12 protein-coding genes and 2 rRNA genes are annotated in these 22,090 nt (G+C 66.3%); 3 read left to right on the plus strand and 11 right to left on the minus strand.

What is annotated here, in order from left to right; genetic code table 11:
* Nucleotides 1-40: 40 nt before the first annotated feature.
* The 5 genes from N7925_RS07835 to thyX all read right to left on the minus strand — a co-directional run bounded on the left by N7925_RS07835 (nt 41) and on the right by thyX (nt 9,271).
* A 23S ribosomal RNA gene (locus tag N7925_RS07835) occupies nt 41-3,165 on the minus strand.
* 305 nt (nt 3,166-3,470) lie between these two features.
* Nucleotides 3,471-4,996, minus strand: a 16S ribosomal RNA gene (locus N7925_RS07840).
* Together the 16S and 23S rRNA genes form the textbook arrangement of a ribosomal RNA operon.
* A gap of 653 nt (nt 4,997-5,649) precedes the next feature.
* A complete protein-coding gene (locus tag N7925_RS07845; protein WP_265598979.1) occupies nt 5,650-7,335 on the minus strand; it encodes a ribonuclease J in 1,686 nt (561 codons plus the stop codon).
* Nucleotides 7,336-7,481: 146 nt separating this feature from the next.
* A complete protein-coding gene (gene dapA, locus N7925_RS07850; protein WP_265598980.1) occupies nt 7,482-8,381 on the minus strand; it encodes a 4-hydroxy-tetrahydrodipicolinate synthase in 900 nt (299 codons plus the stop codon).
* A 152-nt stretch (nt 8,382-8,533) separates the two neighbouring features.
* Entirely contained in the window at nt 8,534-9,271 is a 738-nt protein-coding gene (gene thyX / locus N7925_RS07855; RefSeq protein WP_274343457.1) for an FAD-dependent thymidylate synthase, read from the minus strand.
* Between the two features lie 195 nt (nt 9,272-9,466).
* On the opposite strand from thyX, the gene N7925_RS07860 reads away from it, so the two are divergent.
* Together N7925_RS07860 and N7925_RS07865 are read left to right on the plus strand one after the other, a co-directional pair.
* Nucleotides 9,467-9,706 (plus strand): hypothetical protein, encoded by a 240-nt coding sequence (locus tag N7925_RS07860; RefSeq protein WP_069756827.1) that lies wholly within the window; start codon nt 9,467-9,469, stop codon nt 9,704-9,706.
* Nucleotides 9,707-9,800: 94 nt separating this feature from the next.
* A complete protein-coding gene (locus N7925_RS07865) occupies nt 9,801-10,352 on the plus strand; it encodes a hypothetical protein (protein WP_265598982.1) in 552 nt (183 codons plus the stop codon).
* A gap of 108 nt (nt 10,353-10,460) precedes the next feature.
* On the opposite strand, the gene N7925_RS07870 is transcribed toward N7925_RS07865, so the two are convergent.
* The 6 genes from N7925_RS07870 to eccD form a co-directional block, all read right to left on the minus strand.
* Nucleotides 10,461-11,003: a tetratricopeptide repeat protein gene (locus N7925_RS07870; RefSeq protein ID WP_274343458.1), complete on the minus strand. Its 543-nt coding sequence runs from the start codon at nt 11,001-11,003 to the stop codon at nt 10,461-10,463.
* Nucleotides 11,004-11,014: 11 nt separating this feature from the next.
* Nucleotides 11,015-11,767, minus strand: a complete 753-nt coding sequence (gene dapB, locus N7925_RS07875) for a 4-hydroxy-tetrahydrodipicolinate reductase (RefSeq protein ID WP_265598984.1) — start codon at nt 11,765-11,767, stop codon at nt 11,015-11,017.
* 17 nt (nt 11,768-11,784) lie between these two features.
* Nucleotides 11,785-13,164, minus strand: a complete 1,380-nt coding sequence (locus tag N7925_RS07880; protein ID WP_274343459.1) for a M16 family metallopeptidase — start codon at nt 13,162-13,164, stop codon at nt 11,785-11,787.
* Nucleotides 13,161-15,374, minus strand: a complete 2,214-nt coding sequence (locus N7925_RS07885) for a polyribonucleotide nucleotidyltransferase (protein WP_265603797.1) — start codon at nt 15,372-15,374, stop codon at nt 13,161-13,163. The genes N7925_RS07880 and N7925_RS07885 overlap by 4 nt, the downstream gene beginning before the upstream one ends.
* Before the next feature lie 345 nt (nt 15,375-15,719).
* Nucleotides 15,720-16,010: a 30S ribosomal protein S15 gene (gene rpsO / locus N7925_RS07890; RefSeq protein WP_003965855.1), complete on the minus strand. Its 291-nt coding sequence runs from the start codon at nt 16,008-16,010 to the stop codon at nt 15,720-15,722.
* 284 nt (nt 16,011-16,294) lie between these two features.
* Nucleotides 16,295-17,797 carry a type VII secretion integral membrane protein EccD gene (gene eccD / locus N7925_RS07895; protein ID WP_265603798.1) on the minus strand — a complete coding sequence of 501 codons (1,503 nt, stop codon included), beginning with the start codon at nt 17,795-17,797 and terminating at the stop codon, nt 16,295-16,297.
* A 282-nt stretch (nt 17,798-18,079) separates the two neighbouring features.
* On the opposite strand from eccD, the gene eccCa reads away from it, so the two are divergent.
* Entirely contained in the window at nt 18,080-22,048 is a 3,969-nt protein-coding gene (gene eccCa / locus N7925_RS07900) for a type VII secretion protein EccCa (protein ID WP_274343460.1), read from the plus strand.
* Nucleotides 22,049-22,090: the final 42 nt, after the last annotated feature.

The following is a 22,090-nucleotide window of genomic DNA, read 5'->3' on the forward strand; positions in this document are numbered from 1 at the left end:
GTTCGTTATTTCAGAACTAACACAGTGGACGCGAGCAACTGAGGACAAGCCCTCGGCCTATTAGTACCAGTCAGCTCCACCCGTTGCCGGGCTTCCACATCTGGCCTATCAACCCAGTCGTCTACTGGGAGCCTTAACCCTTCAAGAGGGTGGGAATACTCATCTCGAAGCAGGCTTCCCGCTTAGATGCTTTCAGCGGTTATCCTTTCCGAACGTAGCCAACCAGCCATGCCCTTGGCAGGACAACTGGCACACCAGAGGTTCGTCCGTCCCGGTCCTCTCGTACTAGGGACAGCCCTTCTCAATATTCCTGCGCGCGCAGCGGATAGGGACCGAACTGTCTCACGACGTTCTAAACCCAGCTCGCGTACCGCTTTAATGGGCGAACAGCCCAACCCTTGGGACCGACTCCAGCCCCAGGATGCGACGAGCCGACATCGAGGTGCCAAACCATCCCGTCGATATGGACTCTTGGGGAAGATCAGCCTGTTATCCCCGGGGTACCTTTTATCCGTTGAGCGACAGCGCTTCCACAAGCCACTGCCGGATCACTAGTCCCGACTTTCGTCCCTGCTCGACCCGTCGGTCTCACAGTCAAGCTCCCTTGTGCACTTACACTCAACACCTGATTGCCAACCAGGCTGAGGGAACCTTTGGGCGCCTCCGTTACTCTTTAGGAGGCAACCGCCCCAGTTAAACTACCCATCAGACACTGTCCCTGATCCGGATCACGGACCCAGGTTAGACATCCAGCACGACCAGAGTGGTATTTCAACGACGACTCCACAACCACTGGCGTGGCCGCTTCAAAGTCTCCCACCTATCCTACACAAGCCGAACCGAACACCAATATCAAACTATAGTAAAGGTCCCGGGGTCTTTCCGTCCTGCTGCGCGAAACGAGCATCTTTACTCGTAGTGCAATTTCACCGGGCCTATGGTTGAGACAGTCGAGAAGTCGTTACGCCATTCGTGCAGGTCGGAACTTACCCGACAAGGAATTTCGCTACCTTAGGATGGTTATAGTTACCACCGCCGTTTACTGGCGCTTAAGTTCTCAGCTTCGCCACCCCGAAAGGCAGCTAACCGGTCCCCTTAACGTTCCAGCACCGGGCAGGCGTCAGTCCGTATACATCGCCTTACGGCTTCGCACGGACCTGTGTTTTTAGTAAACAGTCGCTTCTCGCTGGTCTCTGCGGCCACCCCCAGCTCAAGCAGCAAGTGCTATCACCAGTGATGGCCCCCCTTCTCCCGAAGTTACGGGGGCATTTTGCCGAGTTCCTTAACCATAGTTCACCCGAACGCCTCGGTATTCTCTACCTGACCACCTGAGTCGGTTTAGGGTACGGGCCGCCATGAAACTCGCTAGAGGCTTTTCTCGACAGCATAGGATCATCCACTTCACCACAATCGGCTCGGCATCAGGTCTCACCCTTGATGTGTGACGGATTTACCTACCACACGGGCTACACCCTTACCCCGGGACAACCACCGCCCGGGCTGGACTACCTTCCTGCGTCACCCCATCGCTTACCTACTACAAGTCTGGTTCATCGGCTCCACCACTACCCTCAACTCCGAAGAGATCGGGCCGGCTTCACGGACTTAGCATCGCCTGATTCAGTACTGGGCGTTTCAAAGCGGGTACCGGAATATCAACCGGTTGTCCATCGACTACGCCTGTCGGCCTCGCCTTAGGTCCCGACTTACCCTGGGCAGATCAGCTTGACCCAGGAACCCTTAGTCAATCGGCGCACACGTTTCTCACGTGTGTATCGCTACTCATGCCTGCATTCTCACTCGTGAACCGTCCACAACTCGCTTCCGCGGCTGCTTCACCCGGCACACGACGCTCCCCTACCCATCCATACGGGCGTTGGCCCTATGTGTATGAATGACACGACTTCGGCGGTACGCTTGAGCCCCGCTACATTGTCGGCGCGGAATCACTTGACCAGTGAGCTATTACGCACTCTTTCAAGGGTGGCTGCTTCTAAGCCAACCTCCTGGTTGTCTCTGCGACTCCACATCCTTTCCCACTTAGCGTACGCTTAGGGGCCTTAGTCGATGCTCTGGGCTGTTTCCCTCTCGACCATGGAGCTTATCCCCCACAGTCTCACTGCCGTGCTCTCACTTACCGGCATTCGGAGTTTGGCTAAGGTCAGTAACCCGGTAGGGCCCATCGCCTATCCAGTGCTCTACCTCCGGCAAGAAACACACGACGCTGCACCTAAATGCATTTCGGGGAGAACCAGCTATCACGGAGTTTGATTGGCCTTTCACCCCTAACCACAGGTCATCCCCCAGGTTTTCAACCCTGGTGGGTTCGGTCCTCCACGAAGTCTTACCTCCGCTTCAACCTGCCCATGGCTAGATCACTCCGCTTCGGGTCTAGAGCGTGCAACTCAATCGCCCTATTCGGACTCGCTTTCGCTACGGCTTCCCCACACGGGTTAACCTCGCTACACACCGCTAACTCGCAGGCTCATTCTTCAAAAGGCACGCAGTCACGACTGCATGTGCAAGCACATACAGCGACGCTCCCACGGCTTGTAGGCACACGGTTTCAGGTACTATTTCACTCCGCTCCCGCGGTACTTTTCACCATTCCCTCACGGTACTATCCGCTATCGGTCACCAGGGAATATTTAGGCTTAGCGGGTGGTCCCGCCAGATTCACACGGGATTTCTCGGGCCCCGTGCTACTTGGGTGTCTCTTAAACGAGCCGTTGATGTTTCAGCTACGGGGGTCTTACCCTCTACGCCGGACCTTTCGCATGTCCTTCGCCTACATCAACGGTTTCTGACTCGTCTCACAGCCGGCAGACCGTGAAAAAGAGATCCCACAACCCCGCATGCGCAACCCCTGCCGGGTATCACACGCATACGGTTTGGCCTCATCCAGTTTCGCTCGCCACTACTCCCGGAATCACGGTTGTTTTCTCTTCCTGAGGGTACTGAGATGTTTCACTTCCCCTCGTTCCCTCCACACTGCCTATGTGTTCAGCAGCGGGTGACAGCCCATGACGACTGCCGGGTTTCCCCATTCGGAAACCCCCGGATCAAAGCTTGGTTGACAGCTCCCCGGGGACTATCGTGGCCTCCCACGTCCTTCATCGGTTCCTGGTGCCAAGGCATCCACCGTGCGCCCTTAAAAACTTGGCCACAGATGCTCGCGTCCACTGTGCAGTTCTCAAACAACGACCAGCCACCCATCACCCCACCCATACAGGCGAGTTCACTGGGGCCGGCAACCGAAGGACAGACTCAAACGAGCCCGTACCCTCAGATACCCAACAACGTGCCCGACACAATCAACCCGTTCCCGTTTTCCACGCCGAAGCAGTACTCACGAAACCGTGCTCATCGTGCCGAATAGTCAACGTTCCACCCATGAGCAACCAGCACCGAACATTCGCCGGTGTACTGGCCTCTGACCAGACCGAAGCCTGGTAAGAAGTGCTCCTTAGAAAGGAGGTGATCCAGCCGCACCTTCCGGTACGGCTACCTTGTTACGACTTCGTCCCAATCGCCAGTCCCACCTTCGACAGCTCCCTCCCACAAGGGGTTGGGCCACCGGCTTCGGGTGTTACCGACTTTCGTGACGTGACGGGCGGTGTGTACAAGGCCCGGGAACGTATTCACCGCAGCAATGCTGATCTGCGATTACTAGCAACTCCGACTTCATGGGGTCGAGTTGCAGACCCCAATCCGAACTGAGACCGGCTTTTTGAGATTCGCTCCGCCTCGCGGCATCGCAGCTCATTGTACCGGCCATTGTAGCACGTGTGCAGCCCAAGACATAAGGGGCATGATGACTTGACGTCGTCCCCACCTTCCTCCGAGTTGACCCCGGCAGTCTCCTGTGAGTCCCCATCACCCCGAAGGGCATGCTGGCAACACAGAACAAGGGTTGCGCTCGTTGCGGGACTTAACCCAACATCTCACGACACGAGCTGACGACAGCCATGCACCACCTGTATACCGACCACAAGGGGGGCACCATCTCTGATGCTTTCCGGTATATGTCAAGCCTTGGTAAGGTTCTTCGCGTTGCGTCGAATTAAGCCACATGCTCCGCTGCTTGTGCGGGCCCCCGTCAATTCCTTTGAGTTTTAGCCTTGCGGCCGTACTCCCCAGGCGGGGAACTTAATGCGTTAGCTGCGGCACCGACGACGTGGAATGTCGCCAACACCTAGTTCCCAACGTTTACGGCGTGGACTACCAGGGTATCTAATCCTGTTCGCTCCCCACGCTTTCGCTCCTCAGCGTCAGTAATGGCCCAGAGATCCGCCTTCGCCACCGGTGTTCCTCCTGATATCTGCGCATTTCACCGCTACACCAGGAATTCCGATCTCCCCTACCACACTCTAGCTAGCCCGTATCGAATGCAGACCCGGGGTTAAGCCCCGGGCTTTCACATCCGACGTGACAAGCCGCCTACGAGCTCTTTACGCCCAATAATTCCGGACAACGCTTGCGCCCTACGTATTACCGCGGCTGCTGGCACGTAGTTAGCCGGCGCTTCTTCTGCAGGTACCGTCACTTTCGCTTCTTCCCTGCTGAAAGAGGTTTACAACCCGAAGGCCGTCATCCCTCACGCGGCGTCGCTGCATCAGGCTTTCGCCCATTGTGCAATATTCCCCACTGCTGCCTCCCGTAGGAGTCTGGGCCGTGTCTCAGTCCCAGTGTGGCCGGTCGCCCTCTCAGGCCGGCTACCCGTCGTCGCCTTGGTAGGCCATTACCCCACCAACAAGCTGATAGGCCGCGGGCTCATCCTTCACCGCCGGAGCTTTTAACCCCGTCCCATGCAGGACAGAGTGTTATCCGGTATTAGACCCCGTTTCCAGGGCTTGTCCCAGAGTGAAGGGCAGATTGCCCACGTGTTACTCACCCGTTCGCCACTAATCCACCCCGAAAGGCTTCATCGTTCGACTTGCATGTGTTAAGCACGCCGCCAGCGTTCGTCCTGAGCCAGGATCAAACTCTCCGTGAATGTTTACCCGTAATCGGGTGCACACATCACGAGAGCGGAACAACCGGTCGGAATAAGACCCGTTGTTCACAGCGTCCTCGCTGTGTAATTGCCTGCCGCCACCCACAAGGAGCGGAACGACAGGACTTTCAAAGGAACCACCAACCTGCCGAAGCAGGCCGGGGTATCAACATATCTGGCGTTGACTTTTGGCACGCTGTTGAGTTCTCAAGGAACGGACGCTTCCTTCGGTCCCGTTTCACCGGGGCCCTCCGGGCGCTTCCCTTCGTTTACTTCTTTGTCTTGCTGTCTTGCGTTTCCGACTCTATCAGACTCTTTCGTGTCCGAATTCCCGGTCGAAGCGGGTCTCGCATCTCGCTTTCCAGGTCCTTCGCTCTCGCGCTTTCCCTTTCCGGCGAGTCCGACTTTACCAGACTCTTTTTCGTTCCGTTTCCGGTCCGAATTCGATTTCTGATGGCCTGCGGAGTGGCCTTACCTTTCGGCGGAACCAACTTTATCAGAGATTCTGAGTCGGAATTCCCGCCCCATCCGGGGTTCCCCAGGCGCACGAGTGCGCGCGGTGCTTCCCGTTCAGGCGGAGACGTAAACGTACTGGAGCGGGGCTCCCCGATGCAAATCGAGGGCCCCGCTCCAGGTCAGGCGGTCGTGAGGGGTCAGACCTCGACGACGACCGGGAGGATCATCGGGCGCCGGCGGTAGGTGTCGGACACCCACTTGCCGACGACCCGGCGGACCATCTGCTGGAGCTGGTGGGGCTCCATCACGCCGTCCTGCGCCGACTTGTCCAGGGCTTCCTGGATCTTCGGCGTGACGGCCACGAAGGCGCCGTCGTCGATGCCGGAACCACGGGCCTGGATGTGGGGGCCGCCCACGATCTTGCCGGAGGAGCTGTCGACCACGATGAACACCGAGATGATGCCCTCGTCGCCGAGGATGCGGCGGTCCTTGAGGGAGGTCTCGGTGACGTCTCCGACGGAGAGGCCGTCGACGTAGACGTAGCCGGCCTGGACCTTGCCGACGATCTTCGCCTTGCCGTCGATGAGGTCGACGACCACGCCGTCCTCGGCGATGACGATGTGGTCCTTCGGCACGCCGGTGAGGGCGCCCAGTTCGGCGTTGGCGCGCAGGTGGCGCCATTCGCCGTGGACCGGCATCAGGTTCTTCGGCTTGCAGATGTTGTAGAAGTACAGCAGCTCGCCGGCCGAGGCGTGGCCCGAGACGTGGACCTTGGCGTTGCCCTTGTGGACGACGTTGGCGCCCCAGCGGGTCAGGCCGTTGATCACGCGGTAGACCGCGTTCTCGTTGCCCGGGATCAGGGACGACGCGAGGATCACCGTGTCGCCCGGGACGATCCGGATCTGGTGGTCGCGGTTGGCCATCCGGGAGAGAGCGGCCATCGGCTCGCCCTGCGAACCCGTGCAGACGAGCACGACCTCGTCGTCCGGGAGGTCGTCGAGGGTCTTGACGTCGACGACCAGCCCGGCGGGAACCTTCAGGTAGCCCAGGTCGCGGGCGATGCCCATGTTGCGGACCATCGAGCGGCCGACGAAGGCGACCCTGCGACCGTATTCGTGTGCGGCGTCCAGGATCTGCTGGATGCGGTGCACATGGCTGGCGAAGCTCGCCACGATGATGCGCTTCTGGGCGTTCGCGAACACCGTGCGCAGGACGTTGGAGATGTCCCGCTCCGGCGGCACGAAGCCGGGAACCTCGGCGTTCGTGGAGTCGGAGAGGAGAAGGTCGATGCCCTCCTCGCTGAGGCGCGCGAACGCGTGCAGGTCGGTGAGACGGCCGTCCAGCGGAAGCTGGTCCATCTTGAAGTCACCGGTGGCCACGGCCAGGCCCGCGGGGGTGCGGATGGCGACGGCGAGAGCGTCCGGGATGGAGTGGTTGACCGCGATGAACTCGCAGTCGAAGACGCCGATGCGCTCGCGCTGGCCCTCGGTGACCTCAAGGGTGTACGGGCGGATCCGGTGCTCCTGGAGCTTCGCCTCGATGAGTGCGAGGGTCAGCTTCGAGCCGATGAGGGGGATGTCCGGCTTCAGGCGCAGCAGGTACGGGACACCACCGATGTGGTCCTCGTGGCCGTGCGTGAGGACGATGCCCTCGATGTCGTCCAGGCGGTCCCGGATCGTGGTGAAGTCCGGAAGGATCAGGTCGATGCCCGGCTGCTCCTCCTCGGGGAAGAGGACGCCGCAGTCGACGATGAGCAGGCGGCCGCCGTACTCGAAGACCGTCATGTTGCGGCCGATCTCGCCCAGGCCGCCGAGCGGGGTGACCCGCAGGGCGCCCTTCGGGAGCTTCGGCGGGGTACCGAGTTCAGGATGCGGATGACTCAAAAGACTCTCCTTACCACGCACGCCACGTACCGCTGAGGCACGTGGCGCGCATGTCATTCGTGCACTTGCTGTTGTCTTGGGGTGGTGCTCGATGCGAGTCGCCTCGCGTGTTCAGTTGTGAAGTCCGTGTTCAAAGAAGTCGGTGCTTAGAGCTGTACCCCGCCGGCGGCGAGATCGATCTTGAGCTGGGCCGTCTCCTGGGCGCTGAGCTCCACCAGCGGGAGGCGCAGTGGTCCGGCCGGGAGCCCCTGGAGGGTCAGGGCGGCCTTCGTGGTGATGACGCCCTGGGTGCGGAACATCCCGGTGAAGACCGGGAGCAGCTTCTGGTGGATCTCGGTGGCCTTCTGGACGTCGCCGCTCACGTACGCGTCGATCAGGGCCCGCAGCTCGGGGGTGACCATGTGGCCGACCACGGAGACGAAGCCGACCGCGCCGACCGAGAGGAGCGGCAGGTTGAGCATGTCGTCGCCGGAGTACCAGGCGAGTCCCGATTCGGCGATGGCCCAGCTGGCACGGCCCAGGTCGCCCTTGGCGTCCTTGTTCGCGACGATCCGCGGGTGCTCGGCCAGCCGGACGAGGGTCTCCGTGTCGATCGGCACCCCGCTGCGGCCGGGGATGTCGTACAGCATCACGGGGAGGCCGGTGGAGTCGGCGATGGCCGTGAAGTGCCGGAGCAGGCCCTCCTGCGGCGGCTTGTTGTAGTACGGCGTCACGGCGAGCAGCCCGTGGGCGCCGGTGCGCTCGGCCGTCCGGGCGAGCTCGACGCTGTGCCGGGTGTCGTTGGTGCCGATGCCGGCGATGACATGCGCTCGGTCGCCGACCGCTTCGAGCACCGCTCGTACGAGCTGGTCCTTCTCCGTGTCACTGGTGGTCGGGGACTCACCGGTGGTGCCGTTGATGATCAGGCCGTCATTGCCTGCGTCCACCAGGTGGGCGGCGAGCCGCTGGGCGCCGTCGAGGTCGAGAGCGCCGTCCGCCGTGAGGGGCGTGACCATAGCGGTGAGGACCCGCCCGAAGGGGGTCTGCGGAGTGGAGATCGGAGCCATGGGTACCACGCTACTCGCTGCTCAGCGCGCGGGGTCCCCTCGGGGGGACGGGGAAGAGGAGCCCGGCACTGCCTGCTCGGGGGTTCAAGCAGTGCCGGGTCCGTTTGTTCAGCCTAGATGAACTTCTCGAAACGCCGCAATACGGACACCGCCTATGGGGCTACCCGTCCATTTTTGTTGAAGGCCGCATGAGTGAGCGGCATGAGCTGCTCCCAGTGGGCTTCCATCTGCTCGCCGACCATCTCGATCTCGCGCTGCGGGAAGGACGGAACCTTCGCCAGCTCGTGCTGGGTGCGCAGGCCGAGGAAGTGCATCAAGGAGCGCGCGTTGCAGGTGGCGTACATCGTGGAGAAGAGGCCGACCGGCAGGACCGCGCGGGCGACCTCGCGGGCCACGCCCGCGGCCAGCATCTCCTGGTACGCCGCGTAGGAGGCCCGGTAGGAGTCCTCCATGGCGCGGGTCGTCAGGTCGTACTGCTCCTCGCTGCCCTCGACGAACTCGTACTTGCCGGGGCGGCCCTGCTGGACGAGCTTGCGGGAGGTTCCGGGGACGTAGAAGACCGGGTCCAGCTCCCTGTAGCGGCCCGATTCCTCGTTGTACGACCAGCCGACGCGGTGCCGCATGAACTCACGGAAGACGAAGATCGGGGCGCTGATGAAGAACGTCATCGAGTTGTGCTCGAATGGGCTGCCGTGCCGGTCCCGCATGAGGTAGTTGATGAGCCCCTTGGAGCGCTCGGGGTCCTTGGTGACCTCTTCGAGCGACTGCTCGCCGGCGGTGGAGACCCGGGCGGCGAACAGCACGTCCGCGTCGCGCGCGTCGCTCTTCACCAGCTCGACGGTGACGTCGCTGCGGAAGTGGGGCTTTGCGGGTTCGGGAGTGTCGGTCACCGACAGGGGTCCTTCCAATGGCGTCGCTCTGGCGGCGACCACTTTACGGGCCACTGGCACGCGTGCACGCGCCGACCTCCGGGCAGCCGTTCGGGGAGTTCGCTCAACAAGTACGGCGATTCGGGCACCGATCCGGTCTCTCGTACGTCTGACTCATTAGCAGCACCCGTCACTGAGATCAAGGAGAGTTTCCTCATGTTCCGCCGGCGTGAAGCCGTCCCGTTCTCGTTCGTCGCCGAGTCCGACCGATTCCGCAGTAATGTCACTCCCCCTCCCTCGACCCGCGCCACCGTTCCCGAACTTCTGGGGCGGTCCCTCGTCGGACTCACCGTCGTCGCCGGTCTCGTGGGCTCGCTGCTGCTGGGGCTCCCCGCTCTCGACTCCGAACAGTCCCCCGCGCACGGCAAGCAGTCCGAGGCGTCTCAGGGCCGCTGACTCGTACGGACCCCCTGGGGTGGTCGAGCCGGTGGCACTCTCGGTAGCCTCACCGGGCACAGCAATCGAGCGTGCTTGTGAGTGAGGATGAGTCGTGCCCCTGCCCTTTCTGACGGCCGACCGCGCATTCGACGCGAGCGCGGAGGACGTCGCGCTGCCGTTCGACGACCACGACAGCTGGCGGCGGCCCTACCGCCCCGGCCCGTGGCGGGTCGCGGCGGCGGCCACCCTGTTGTTGCTGGCCTCGTTCGTTCTGCTCGCGGCCATGATCATCGGTGTGACCGGAGCGCCTTCGGGCGCCACCTTGTGCCTGGCCCTGGCCGGTGCGCTGATCGCCGCCGCCCTGCGACTGCTGCGGGTCGGCGCGTGGGTCAGCCGCCACGGAGTGCGGCGCGTCGCGTTCTTCCGGACCACCACGGTGGCCTGGAGCGGCACGTCCGCGGTTCGTACGGTCCAGCAGCCCGTGAAGTGGATGGGCCTGCCCCGTACGGTCCAGGGCCAGGCGCTCGTCGTGGTCCGGCAGAGCGGTGATGCTCTGCCGCCGCTGACCACCGACCACAACGCGGACTTCCTCGGGCGTGAGGAGGCGTTCGAGCGGGCCACGGATGCGGTGGAGGCCTGGGCGGACGAGTACCGCCAGGTGTGAGCCGTCGCTTGTACGTGGATGAGCCCGGGGCCCCTTGTAGGGTCCCGGGCTCATCTGCGTACGCGGGGAAAGATGTCCTCAAGCGCCGGAAGGGCTTGGTTGGTGTCCTCAAGCGCCGGACGGGCTCGATGGTGCGGACGGGCTTGGTGGGACGGGGGCGTCGGACGTGCCGGAGGGTGCGGGCTCGTCGGGCGGGGCCGAAGCGGTCGCCGGACTGGATCGGTGCAGGGCGATCGCCCTCTGCATCGCCTTGCGGGCTCTCGGCGTGTCCCTCGCGTCCTGGTAGGCGACCGCAAGCCTGAACCAGGTGCGCCAGTCGTCCGGGGCGTCCTCCGTCTCCTCGCGGCGCTGGGTGAAGACCGCGTCGGCGGCGTCCCGGTCGATGCGGCCGGACGGCGTGCGGGCCAGGTCGTCGACCGGCAGGCCACCTTCCGCGTCCAGCTCGGCTGCCAGGGCGTTGGCGCGGCGGACGAACTGAGTGTTCTTCCAGAGGAACCAGACGCCGATCACCGGGAGGATCAGCACGGCGACGCCGAACGTGACCGTGACCAGCGTGCCGTGCCGGATGAGCATCAGGCCGCGGCTGCCGACCAGGACGAAGTAGAAGACCAGGACGGCGGCCGTGACGATATAGGTGATCTTTGCGCGCATGAGGGGCTCAGTCAGTTCAGGTCGAGGAAGTGTTCCAGGCCGAACGTGAGGCCGGGAGTGGTCACCACGCGGCGGACACCGAGCAGGATGCCCGGCATGAAGCTGCTGTGGTGGAGGGAGTCGTGGCGGATGGTGAGGGTCTCGCCCTCGCCGCCGAGGAGCACTTCCTGGTGGGCCAGCAGGCCGCGGAGCCGGATCGCGTGGACCGGGACGCCGTTGACGTCCGCGCCGCGCGCGCCGTCCAGGGCGGTGGCGGTGGCGTCCGGCTGGGGTGCGCTGCCCGCCTTGGCGCGGGCCGCGGCGATGAGCTGGGCGGTGCGGGTGGCAGTGCCGGAGGGGGCGTCGACCTTGTTGGGGTGGTGCAGTTCGACGACCTCGACGGACTCGAAGTAGCGGGCGGCCTGCTCCGCGAACTTCATGGTCAGGACGGCGCCGATGGAGAAGTTCGGGGCGATCAGGACGCCCGTCCCCGGGGAGTCGTCCAGCCAGGTGGTCAGCTGCGCGAGCCGTTCGTCGGTCCAGCCCGTGGTGCCGACGACGGCGTGGATGCCGTGCCGGACGCAGAAGTCGAGGTTGCTCATCACCGACGCGGGGGTGGTGAGCTCGACGACGGCCTGGGCGCCGGTGTCGGCGAGGACCTCCAGCTGGTCGCCCCGGCCCAGGGCCGCCACCAGCTCCAGGTCGTCGGCGGCCTCGATCGCGGTGACGGCCTCGGAGCCGATGCGGCCCTTCGCACCGAGAACGGCTACGCGCAGCTTGCTCATCTTGATTCCTTAAGGGATTAGGAGACCGCTTCGTGGAGGCGGTCCGCCTGCTTGTCCTTGAGCGGGCCGATGACCGAGAGCGAGGGGCGCTGGGTGAGGAGCTCGCCCGCCACCGCCCGTACGTCGTCGGGGGTGACCTCCGCGATGCGCGCCAGCATGTCGTCGACGGACATCTGCTCGCCCCAGCACAGCTCGCTCTTGCCGATACGGTTCATCAGCGCGCCGGTGTCCTCCAGGCCGAGGACGGTGGACCCGGAGAGCTGCCCGATGGCGCGGGCGACCTCGTCGTCGTCCAGGCCGTGCGTGGCGACCCGGTCCAGCTCGTCGCGGCAGATCTTGAGGACGTCGTGGACCTGGCTCGGGCGGCAGCCCGCGTACACGCCGAAGAGGCCGCAGTCGGCGAAGCCCGAGGTGTACGAGTACACGCTGTAGGCCAGACCGCGCTTCTCCCGGACCTCCTGGAAGAGGCGGGAGCTCATGCCGCCGCCGAGGGCGGTGTTGAGGACGCCGAGCGCCCAGCGGCGCTCGTCGGTGCGGGCGAGGCCGGGCATGCCGAGGACCACATGGGCCTGCTCGGTCTTGCGGTTCAGCAGCTCGACCTTGCCGGCGGTGCGCAGGGTGCGGGATCCCTCGCGGGGCGCCATGGGGACGGCGTCGTGGCGGGAGAGCGCCCCGGCGCGCTCGAAGACGCGGCGGACCTGGCGGACGACCGTGGCGTGGTCGACGTTGCCGGCGGCGGCGACGACGAGGTGCGTGGGGTCGTAGTGCTTCTTGTAGAAGCGGGCGATCTGACCGCGGTTCAGCGCGTTGATCGTGTCGACGGTGCCGAGGACGGGGCGGCCGAGAGGGGTGTCGCCGAGCATGGTGTGCGCGAACAGGTCGTGCACGCAGTCGCCCGGGTCGTCCTCGGTCATCGCGATCTCTTCGAGGATGACGCCGCGCTCGGCGTCGACGTCCTCGGGGGCGATCAGTGAGCCGGTCAGCATGTCGCAGACCACGTCGATGGCCAGCGGCAGGTCGGTGTCGAGGACCCGCGCGTAGTAGCAGGTGTACTCCTTCGCCGTGAAGGCGTTCATCTCGCCGCCGACCGCGTCGATCGCGGAGGAGATGTCGAGGGCGGTGCGCTTGGCGGTGCCCTTGAAGAGGAGGTGTTCGAGGTAGTGGGTCGCGCCGTTCAGGGTGGGCGTCTCGTCGCGGGAACCGACGTTGGCCCAGATGCCGAAGGTGGCGGACCGGACGGAGGGCAGGGTCTCGGTGACGATCCGCAGACCGCCGGGGAGGACGGTCCGGCGGACGGTGCCGATGCCGTCCTTGCCCTGGAGAAGCGTTTGGGTACGGGCGACGGCCCGCGCCTTGGAGGAGGCGCGGGCCGTCGTCGCGGAACTACGGGACGTCACTTGTCGGTGTCGTCCTTCGTCTCGTCTTCTTCACCCTCGACGACGGGGATGAGGGAGAGCTTGCCGCGGGAGTCGATCTCGGCGATCTCGACCTGGACCTTGGCGCCGACGGCGAGCACGTCCTCGACGTTCTCCACGCGCTTGCCACCGGCGAGCTTGCGGATCTGCGAGATGTGCAGCAGACCGTCCTTGCCCGGCATGAGCGAGACGAACGCACCGAAGGTGGTGGTCTTGACGACCGTACCCAGGTAGCGCTCGCCGACCTCCGGCATGGTCGGGTTGGCGATCGCGTTGATCGTGGCGCGGGCGGCCTCGGCCTGCGAACCCTGCTGGGCACCGATGTAGATGGTGCCGTCGTCCTCGATCGTGATGTCGGCGCCGGTGTCCTCCTGGATCTGGTTGATCATCTTGCCCTTGGGGCCGATGACCTCACCGATCTTGTCCACCGGGATCTTGACGGTGATGATCCGCGGGGCGTTCGGGGACATCTCGTCCGGGACGTCGATGGCCTCGTTCATGACGTCCAGGATGTGCAGACGCGCGTCACGGGCCTGCTTCAGCGCGGCGGCCAGGACCGAGGCGGGGATGCCGTCGAGCTTGGTGTCGAGCTGGAGCGCGGTCACGAACTGCTTCGTGCCGGCGACCTTGAAGTCCATGTCGCCGAAGGCGTCCTCCGCACCGAGGATGTCGGTGAGGGCGACGTAGTGGGTCTTGCCGTCGATCTCCTGCGAGATCAGACCCATGGCGATACCGGCGACGGCGGCCTTGAGGGGCACACCGGCGTTCAGCAGCGACATGGTGGAGGCGCAGACCGATCCCATGGACGTCGAGCCGTTGGAGCCCAGCGCCTCGGAGACCTGGCGGATCGCGTAGGGGAACTCCTCGCGCGAGGGGAGAACCGGCACGATGGCGCGCTCGGCGAGCGCTCCGTGGCCGATCTCGCGGCGCTTGGGCGAGCCCACGCGGCCGGTCTCGCCGACGGAGTACGGCGGGAAGTTGTAGTTGTGCATGTAGCGCTTGCGGGTCACCGGGGAGAGGGTGTCCAGCTGCTGCTCCATCCGGAGCATGTTGAGGGTGGTGACGCCCAGGATCTGGGTCTCGCCACGCTCGAACAGCGCCGAACCGTGCACACGCGGGATGGCCTCGACCTCGGCGGCGAGCGTACGGATGTCCGTGACGCCACGGCCGTCGATGCGGACCTTGTCCTTGATGACGCGCTCGCGGACCAGGTGCTTGGTCAGCGCGCGGTACGCACCGGAGATCTCCTTCTCGCGGCCCTCGAAGGCCGGGAGGAGCTTCTCTGCGGCGATCTCCTTGACGCGGTCCAGCTCGGCCTCGCGGTCCTGCTTGCCGGCGATGGTGAGCGCCTGCGTCAGCTCGGAGGTGACGGCCTTGGAGAGCGCCTCGAAGACGTCGTCCTGGTAGTCCAGGAAGACCGGGAACTCGCCGACCGGCTTGGCGGCCTTGGAGGCCAGGTCGGACTGGGCCTTGCAGAGCGCCTTGATGAAGGGCTTCGCGGCGTCCAGACCGGCGGCGACGATCTCCTCGGTGGGAGCCTCGGCACCATCCTGGACGAGCTGGATGGTCTTCTCGGTGGCCTCGGCCTCGACCATCATGATCGCGACGTCGCCGTCCTCCAGGACGCGACCGGCGACGACCATGTCGAAGACGGCGTCCTCGAGCTCGGTGTGCGTCGGGAACGCGACCCACTGGCCCTTGATCAGGGCGACGCGGGTGGCGCCGATCGGGCCGGAGAAGGGCAGGCCCGCCAGGATGGTGGAGCAGGAGGCGGCGTTGATCGCGACCACGTCGTACAGGTGGTCGGGGTTGAGCGCCATGATCGTCTCGACGATCTGGATCTCGTTGCGCAGGCCCTTCTTGAAGGAGGGGCGCAGCGGGCGGTCGATCAGGCGGCAGGTGAGGATCGCGTCCTCGGAGGGCCGGCCCTCACGGCGGAAGAAGGAGCCGGGGATCTTGCCGGCCGCGTACTGCCGCTCCTCGACGTCCACCGTGAGGGGGAAGAAGTCGAGGTTGTCCTTGGGCCGCTTGGAAGCGGTGGTGGCCGACAGCACCATGGTGTCGTCGTCCAGGTACGCGACGGCGGAGCCTGCGGCCTGCTTGGCCAGGCGGCCCGTCTCGAAGCGGATGGTGCGGGTGCCGAAGGTTCCGTTGTCGATAACGGCCTCGGCGTAGTGGGTCTCGTTCTCCACTAGTGATTTCTCCATACTCGTCGTCTTTCGTCCTCACGCCCGTGTGGCGGGGGACGGTGCGGGAGAGGCGCACCGTGGATGCGGGCCGGTCTTCGATCGAAGCTCCCGGGCATGTTCCCGGGGGCCACTACCGAGGACCGGCGGCGGCGTCGTCGCGCCTCTCCCTCGTTGTTCGGTGTTGCGGTGTTGCGTTGTTGCGTTGTTGCTCGTGCGTTCCCGCTTGGTGCGTTCGCGCTCGTGCGGGTGTCACTGCACCCAGGTTACTGAGCTTGACACCGGTCGTGCACGTACGGCAAAGGGAGCGGTCCCCTCAAACGCGGGCACCGCTCCCTTTCCACAGCGTCCTTACTTGGCGCCGCCGGCCGCGCCACGGCGGATGCCGAGGCGGTCGACGAGCGCACGGAAGCGCTGGATGTCCTTCTTGGCCAGGTACTGCAGGAGGCGGCGACGCTGGCCGACCAGGATCAGCAGACCACGACGGGAGTGGTGGTCGTGCTTGTGCGTCTTGAGGTGCTCCGTCAGGTCCGAGATCCGGCGGGAGAGCATGGCGACCTGGACCTCGGGGGATCCGGTGTCACCCTCCTTCTGGGCGAACTCGGACATGATCTGCTTCTTCGTAGCGGCGTCGAGCGGCACGCGTACTCCTCTTTGATGTTCGAAGCGCCCACGAGTGCCCCTGGTCTTGATCTCAGGGGAGCTTCCGTGACTCGGAGGCGAAGGTCCGATGAGCGCAGCCCCCAGGATGATCCGAGGACGCGTACAAAAACGGCCACTGGACAGAGTACCAGCCATTCGGGTCACGCCCCGCCACTGGTCAGCCGGGGACCTTCCGCTGGTCAGCCGGTGCCCTCGCGGTGATCAGTCGGTGTTCTCCGGCGATCAGTCAGTGCCTTTCGACGCCTTTCGGTGCCTTTTAATGATCAGCTGGTGAGCGCGCGGATCGAGTGGTAGACGTCGAAGACCGCGAGGCAGAGCGGGAGCAGGGTCAGCAGGACAACCGTCTCGGCGATCTCCAGGAAGCGACCCCAGAACGGCGTCACCCCCTTGCGCGGCACGATCAGGCCGATGGCGGTGATCAGGACGGCGACGCCGGCGACCGCGGCGGCGAGCCACACCGTACGGATGTCGAGTGCGGCGCCGTCCCCCCGCAGCGCGTCGCGCACCAGGGCGACCGGCGGGTTGAGGGACAGCCCCAGGCCCAGCAGGACGAGGGAGCCGAGGCCGGCGGCGAGCGCGCAGCCGACCTGAGCCGTGTAGCGGAACAGGTGGGCGCGCATCAGCATGGCGACGCCGGTGGCCAGGGCGAGCAGCTGACCCCAGACGTTGTTCGAGAATCCCAGCACCGCGGCGGCCGCCACGGCGACCAGGGCGCAGCCGCCGACCAGGCCGAGGAGCAGTTCATGGCCGCGCCGCGCCTGGGCGGCGAGGCGTACGGCGTCCACCGGGCCCGTGGACACGGGCTCGGAGTTCCCGTAGTCGCCGACCGTGGTGCGGGGCGGCTCGAATCCGATGGGCAGCCGGGCGAAGCGGGTGGAGAGTCCCGGCAGGAAGGCGAGGGCTCCCACGGCGAGCGGGGAGCACACGGCGGCGGCCTCGATCGGCTTCAGGTCGCTCAGGATCGCGATGAAGGTGACCAGGAGGCCGACGGCGCTCGCGAAGACGAACGCGACGAACGGCCCGTCCCCGCCGGGCGCGACGATCATCAGAATGACCGCCACGACCAGGACGGCCGCACAGGCGAGCAGGAACTGAAGCCGCCCGATGCCCTGCCCGGCGCTCAGGGGAAGCAGGCCGGAGCCGGCCACCGCCGCGTTCACCAGGGCACCGGTGCCGAGCGCGATCGACGCGGCACGGTCGTCGTACACCCGTGCACGCACACAGGCGAAGGCGAGCAGGAGCAGGGCGACGACGCCCGCCAGGATTCCGGGCAGGCCGTTCATGTCGTGGAGCGGGTCGGCCGTCCACAGCACGAAGCCGAGGAGGGCCAGCAGGACGGAGCCGCCGAAGAGGCCGGCGCCGCGCATGAGGGCGTCGCCCCAGAGCGTGCGGTCCTTGGCCACGGCGGTGGCGACGGCGTCCGACACGTCGTCGAAGACGGCGGGGGGCAGTGATTCGGAGAAGGGCCGCATCGACAGCAGCTCGCCGTCGAGAATGCGGTGGCCGGCGAGCGTACGGGCGCTGTCGAGGACGGTGCCGTCGCGGCGCACCAGGTGGTAGCCGACCGGCGCGCCGGGGGCGGGGCTCTGCCCGGACAGCCGGAGGATCTCGGGATACAGATCGGCTACGGGGATGTCCTCGGGCAGGGCCACGTCGACACGGCTGTCGGGCGCGACGACCGTGACCCGGCAGAATCCGGTGCCGCTGCCGGACGGGGTCCCGTGACTCTGCCGACCGGATCCGGTGGCTGCCGCTTGGGCCGTCATGGTCACCTGTTGCTCCCCCTACTGGCTTGTCCTGCTGCTGTCTGCGCCGCTTCCGCCGGGTCGCGTCCGCTTCTGCCGGAAACACGCCGCCGGGACCATGGATCACACCGCTCGTCCCGAATGACCGTCTTCTCGGATCAGTTAGCGGATGCGTACACGCGTCGCGACACCCTACCGCCATGGGACCGCCGCTTCGCCAGTAGGATCCTTCCCGCGGATGGAGCCCGTCGCCACGGGGGCGCCGATAGGAACACTTCCGTCCGGCAAGGGAATTGGTGAGCTGTGAGCCAGATCGTCGTCAAGCGCCCGCCGCGGGCCCTGCCCACCGAAGTGCCGGTCGAGCAGGTGCAGTTGCAACCTCCGCCGGAACTCCCCCGGGGCCAGCAGGAGGGGGCGCTGATGCAGCTCCTGCCGATGCTGGGCATGGGTGGATCCGTCGTCTTCTTCTTCATGACGCCGAACCCGATCATGCGCATCATGGGCATGATCATGATCGCGTCGACGTTGGCCATGGCCATCGCGATGCTCGTGCGGTACCGGCGCGGCACTCAGGGCGAGCTGGCGGACATGCGCCGCGACTACCTGAAGTACCTGACGCAGACCCGGCGCGCGGTACTGAAGACGGCCCGCAAGCAGCGGGACGCGCAGTTCTACCTCCACCCCTCTCCCGAGCAGTTGTGGGCGCTCGTCGCCGAGGGCAGCCGGGTGTGGGAGCGGCGTGCCGGTGACCCGGACTTCGCGCAGGTGCGCATCGGGCTGGGCAGTCAGGAGCTGGCCACGCCGCTCATCGCGCCCGAGACGGCGCCCGTGGACGAACTGGAGCCGCTGGCCGCCGGGGCGATGCAGCAGTTCCTGGCGACACACTCCACGCTGGACGGTCTGCCCATGGCCGTCTCGCTGCGGGCGTTCTACCACCTCACGATCAGCGGCCACGCGGACTCCGCGCGCTCCGCCGCGCGGGCCGTGGTCGGCGGGCTGGCCTCTCTGCACTCCCCCCAGGACCTGGTGATCGCGGTCGCGACCGGCACGGAGGCCGCGCCGCAGTGGGAGTGGGCGAAGTGGCTCCCGCACGCCCAGACCTCCGGGCCCGTGGACGGAGCCGGGAGCCGGCGCCTCATCACCACCAACGCCCTGGCTTTGGAGGAGCTCCTGGCCGGACGCCTGGAGGGCAGGCCCCGCTTCCAGCCGGGCGGTCAGCCGCTCATGGAGCAGCCGCACGTCGTGGTGGTCCTGGACGGCGAGTCGGTGCCCCCCATGTCGGTGCTCGCCTCGGCGGAGGGCCTCCAGGGTGTGACGGTCATCGAAGTGGTGCCGGGCGAGGTCACCGGGTCCCGCGGGGGCCTGTCCATCGTGGTGCAGCCGACGTCGTTGCAGTTGGAGTCGGGGCAGGGGCTCGTCTACGACGGGGTTCCGGACCTGCTGAGCTACGAGGCCGCCGAGGCCCTCGCCCGCCAGCTGGCCCCGCTGCACATGGCCACCGGCGGGGACGACGACGAACCCCTGTTGGCCAACCTGGAGTTCACCGATCTGCTGAACCTGGGGGACGCCGCCTCGATCGAGGTCAGCCGGACCTGGCGGCCGCGATCGCAGGCGGAGCGGCTGCGGGTGCCGATCGGTGTGGGCGAGGACGGCGCGCCCGTGATGCTGGACCTCAAGGAGGCAGCCCAGGAGGGCATGGGTCCGCACGGTCTCTGTGTCGGCGCCACCGGTTCCGGCAAGTCCGAGCTGCTGCGTACGCTGGTGCTCGGTCTCGCCGTCACCCACACCTCGGAGACGCTCAACTTCGTTCTCGCCGACTTCAAGGGCGGCGCGACCTTCGCCGGTATGGCGCAGATGCCGCACGTCGCGGCCGTGATCACCAACCTCGCGGACGACCTGACGCTGGTCGACCGTATGGGTGACTCCATCAGCGGTGAGCTCAACCGCCGGCAGGAGATGCTGCGCGACGCGGGCAACTACGCCAACATCCACGACTACGAGAAGGCGCGCGCGGCCGGTGCGCCGCTGCAGCCGATTCCCTCGCTCGTCCTGGTCATCGACGAGTTCAGCGAACTCCTCACCGCCAAACCCGACTTCATCGAGATGTTCGTCCAGATCGGCCGTATCGGCCGTTCGCTGGGTGTGCATCTACTGCTGGCCTCGCAGCGTCTGGAGGAGGGGCGGCTGCGCGGCCTGGAGACGTATCTGTCGTACCGGGTGGGTCTGCGGACGTTCTCGGCGGCCGAGTCCCGGGCCGCGATCGGTGTGCCCGACGCCTACCACCTGCCCAACGTGCCCGGTTCCGGGCTGCTCAAGTTCGGTACGGAGGAGATGGTCCGGTTCAAGGCCGCGTACGTCTCCGGGGTGTACCGCTCGGGTGCGCACCGGGCCGCCGCGCCGGGGGCGCCGCTTCCGGTGGACCGCAGGCCGGTTCCGTTCACGGCCGCTCCGGTTCCGGTGCGGTACGTCCAGCCGCCGGCGCAGCCCGGAGGCGTACCGGATCAGCGTGCGACGCAGGACGACGCGCTGGCGGACACGGTGCTCGATGTGATCGTGCGCCGTCTGGAGGGCCGCGGGGCCTCCGCCCACCAGGTGTGGCTGCCGCCGCTGGACAATCCGCCGTCGCTGGACGAGCTGCTGCCGGGGCTCTCCCCGGTGCAGGGCCGGGGGCTGACGCAGCCCGGCTTCGAGGGATCCGGCCGGCTGGTCGTGCCCCTGGGCGTCATCGACAAGCCGTTCGAGCAGCGGCGCGACACTCTCTACCGGGACTTCTCCGGCGCCGCCGGCCATATGCAGATCACCGGAGGGCCGCAGTCGGGGAAGTCGACGCTGCTGCGGACGCTCATCGCCGGCTTCGCCCTCACCCACACACCGGAGGAGGTCCAGTTCTACGGCCTCGACTTCGGTGGTGGCGGTATGTCCTCGATCGCGGGTCTGCCGCACGTCGGCGGCGTGGCGTCCCGCCTCGACCCGGAGCGGGTACGCCGTACGGTCGCCGAGGTGTACGGCATCATGGCGCGGCGCGAGGAGTACTTCCGCAGTGCCGGGATCGACTCCATCGCCACGTTCCGCAGGCTGCGGGCGCGCGGTGACATCTCGGTGACGGATCAGCCGTGGGGTGACGTGTTCCTGGTCATCGACGGGTGGGGCAGCTTCCGGACGGACTACGAGGGGCTGGAGACGGCTGCCACGGACATCGCGGCCCGCGGGCTGGGTTACGGCATCCACCTGATCGTCACGGCGTCGCGTTCCATGGAGGTGCGGGCCAGCCTGAAGGACCACCTCATGAACCGCCTGGAGCTGCGGCTCGGCGACGTGATGGACTCCGAACTGGACCGCAAGGTGGCGGCCAACGTGCCCGCCGGGGTGCCGGGCCGCGGCCTGACCCCGGAGAAGCTGCACTTCATGGCGGCGGTGCCGCGGATCGACAGCATCAACTCCGACAGCGACCTCTCGGAGGCCACCGCGGCGATGAACCAGGAGATCGCCCGGCACTGGACGGCCGCGCCCGCCCCGGCGGTGCGTCTGCTGCCGCGCGCGCTGCCGGCGCGCGAGCTCCCGGCCGGCTACGCGGTACCGGAGCGGGGCGTCGCCTTCGGCATCGACGAGAACAACCTGGAGCCGGTGTTCCTGAACTTCGAGCAGGACCCGTTCTTCCTGGCGTTCGGCGAGAGCGAGTCCGGGAAGTCCAACCTGCTGCGGCTGCTCATCAAGCAGCTGACCGAGCGGTACGACGGCGATTCCTGCAAGCTCTTCGTCATCGACAACCGGCGTTCGCTGCTCGATGTGACCCCGCGCTCGCACCTGGCGGAGTACATCCCGATGTCCAACAACATGGAACATCACATGGCGGCGCTGCACGACCTGATGAAGCGCCGCACACCGTCCGCCGACGTCACGGCGCAGGAGCTGCGCGACCAGAGCTGGTGGCAGGGCCCCACGGTGTACGTCGTCATCGACGACTTCGACCTCGTCTCCACGTCGAGCGGCAACCCGCTGTCAGCGATCACGGAGCTGCTGCCGTTCGCCCGCGACGTGGGCGTCCGCTTCATCATCGCCCGCAACACGGCGGGGGCCAGCCGGGCCCTGTACGAGCCCTTCCTCCAGCGCATGATGGAGCTGGGCGCACAGGGCGTGGTGCTGTCGGGCGACCCGAACGAGGGCGACATCCTCGGCAACGTACGACCGCGCCCGATGCCGGCGGGCCGGGGCATCTTCGTCACCCGGCGCCGGGGTAACCCGTTGGTGCAGACGGGGCTGATCGAGGGGTAGCGGCGGGCCGCTGAGGCAGGGGCCCGGGGCGGAGCGGGGGCG

This window comes from Streptomyces sp. CA-278952 (assembly GCF_028747205.1).
Taxonomy (GTDB): domain Bacteria; phylum Actinomycetota; class Actinomycetes; order Streptomycetales; family Streptomycetaceae; genus Streptomyces.

Bases quoted from the DNA above. Each gene is read 5' to 3' on its own strand.
- eccD (WP_265603798.1), bottom strand. From the start codon at position 17,797: ATGACGGCCCAAGCGGCAGCCACCGGATCCGGTCGGCAGAGTCACGGG.
- dapB (WP_265598984.1), bottom strand. From the start codon at position 11,767: ATGAGCAAGCTGCGCGTAGCCGTTCTCGGTGCGAAGGGCCGCATCGGC.
- N7925_RS07870 (WP_274343458.1), bottom strand. From the start codon at position 11,003: ATGCGCGCAAAGATCACCTATATCGTCACGGCCGCCGTCCTGGTCTTC.
- dapA (WP_265598980.1), bottom strand. From the start codon at position 8,381: ATGGCTCCGATCTCCACTCCGCAGACCCCCTTCGGGCGGGTCCTCACC.
- N7925_RS07860 (WP_069756827.1), top strand. From the start codon at position 9,467: ATGTTCCGCCGGCGTGAAGCCGTCCCGTTCTCGTTCGTCGCCGAGTCC.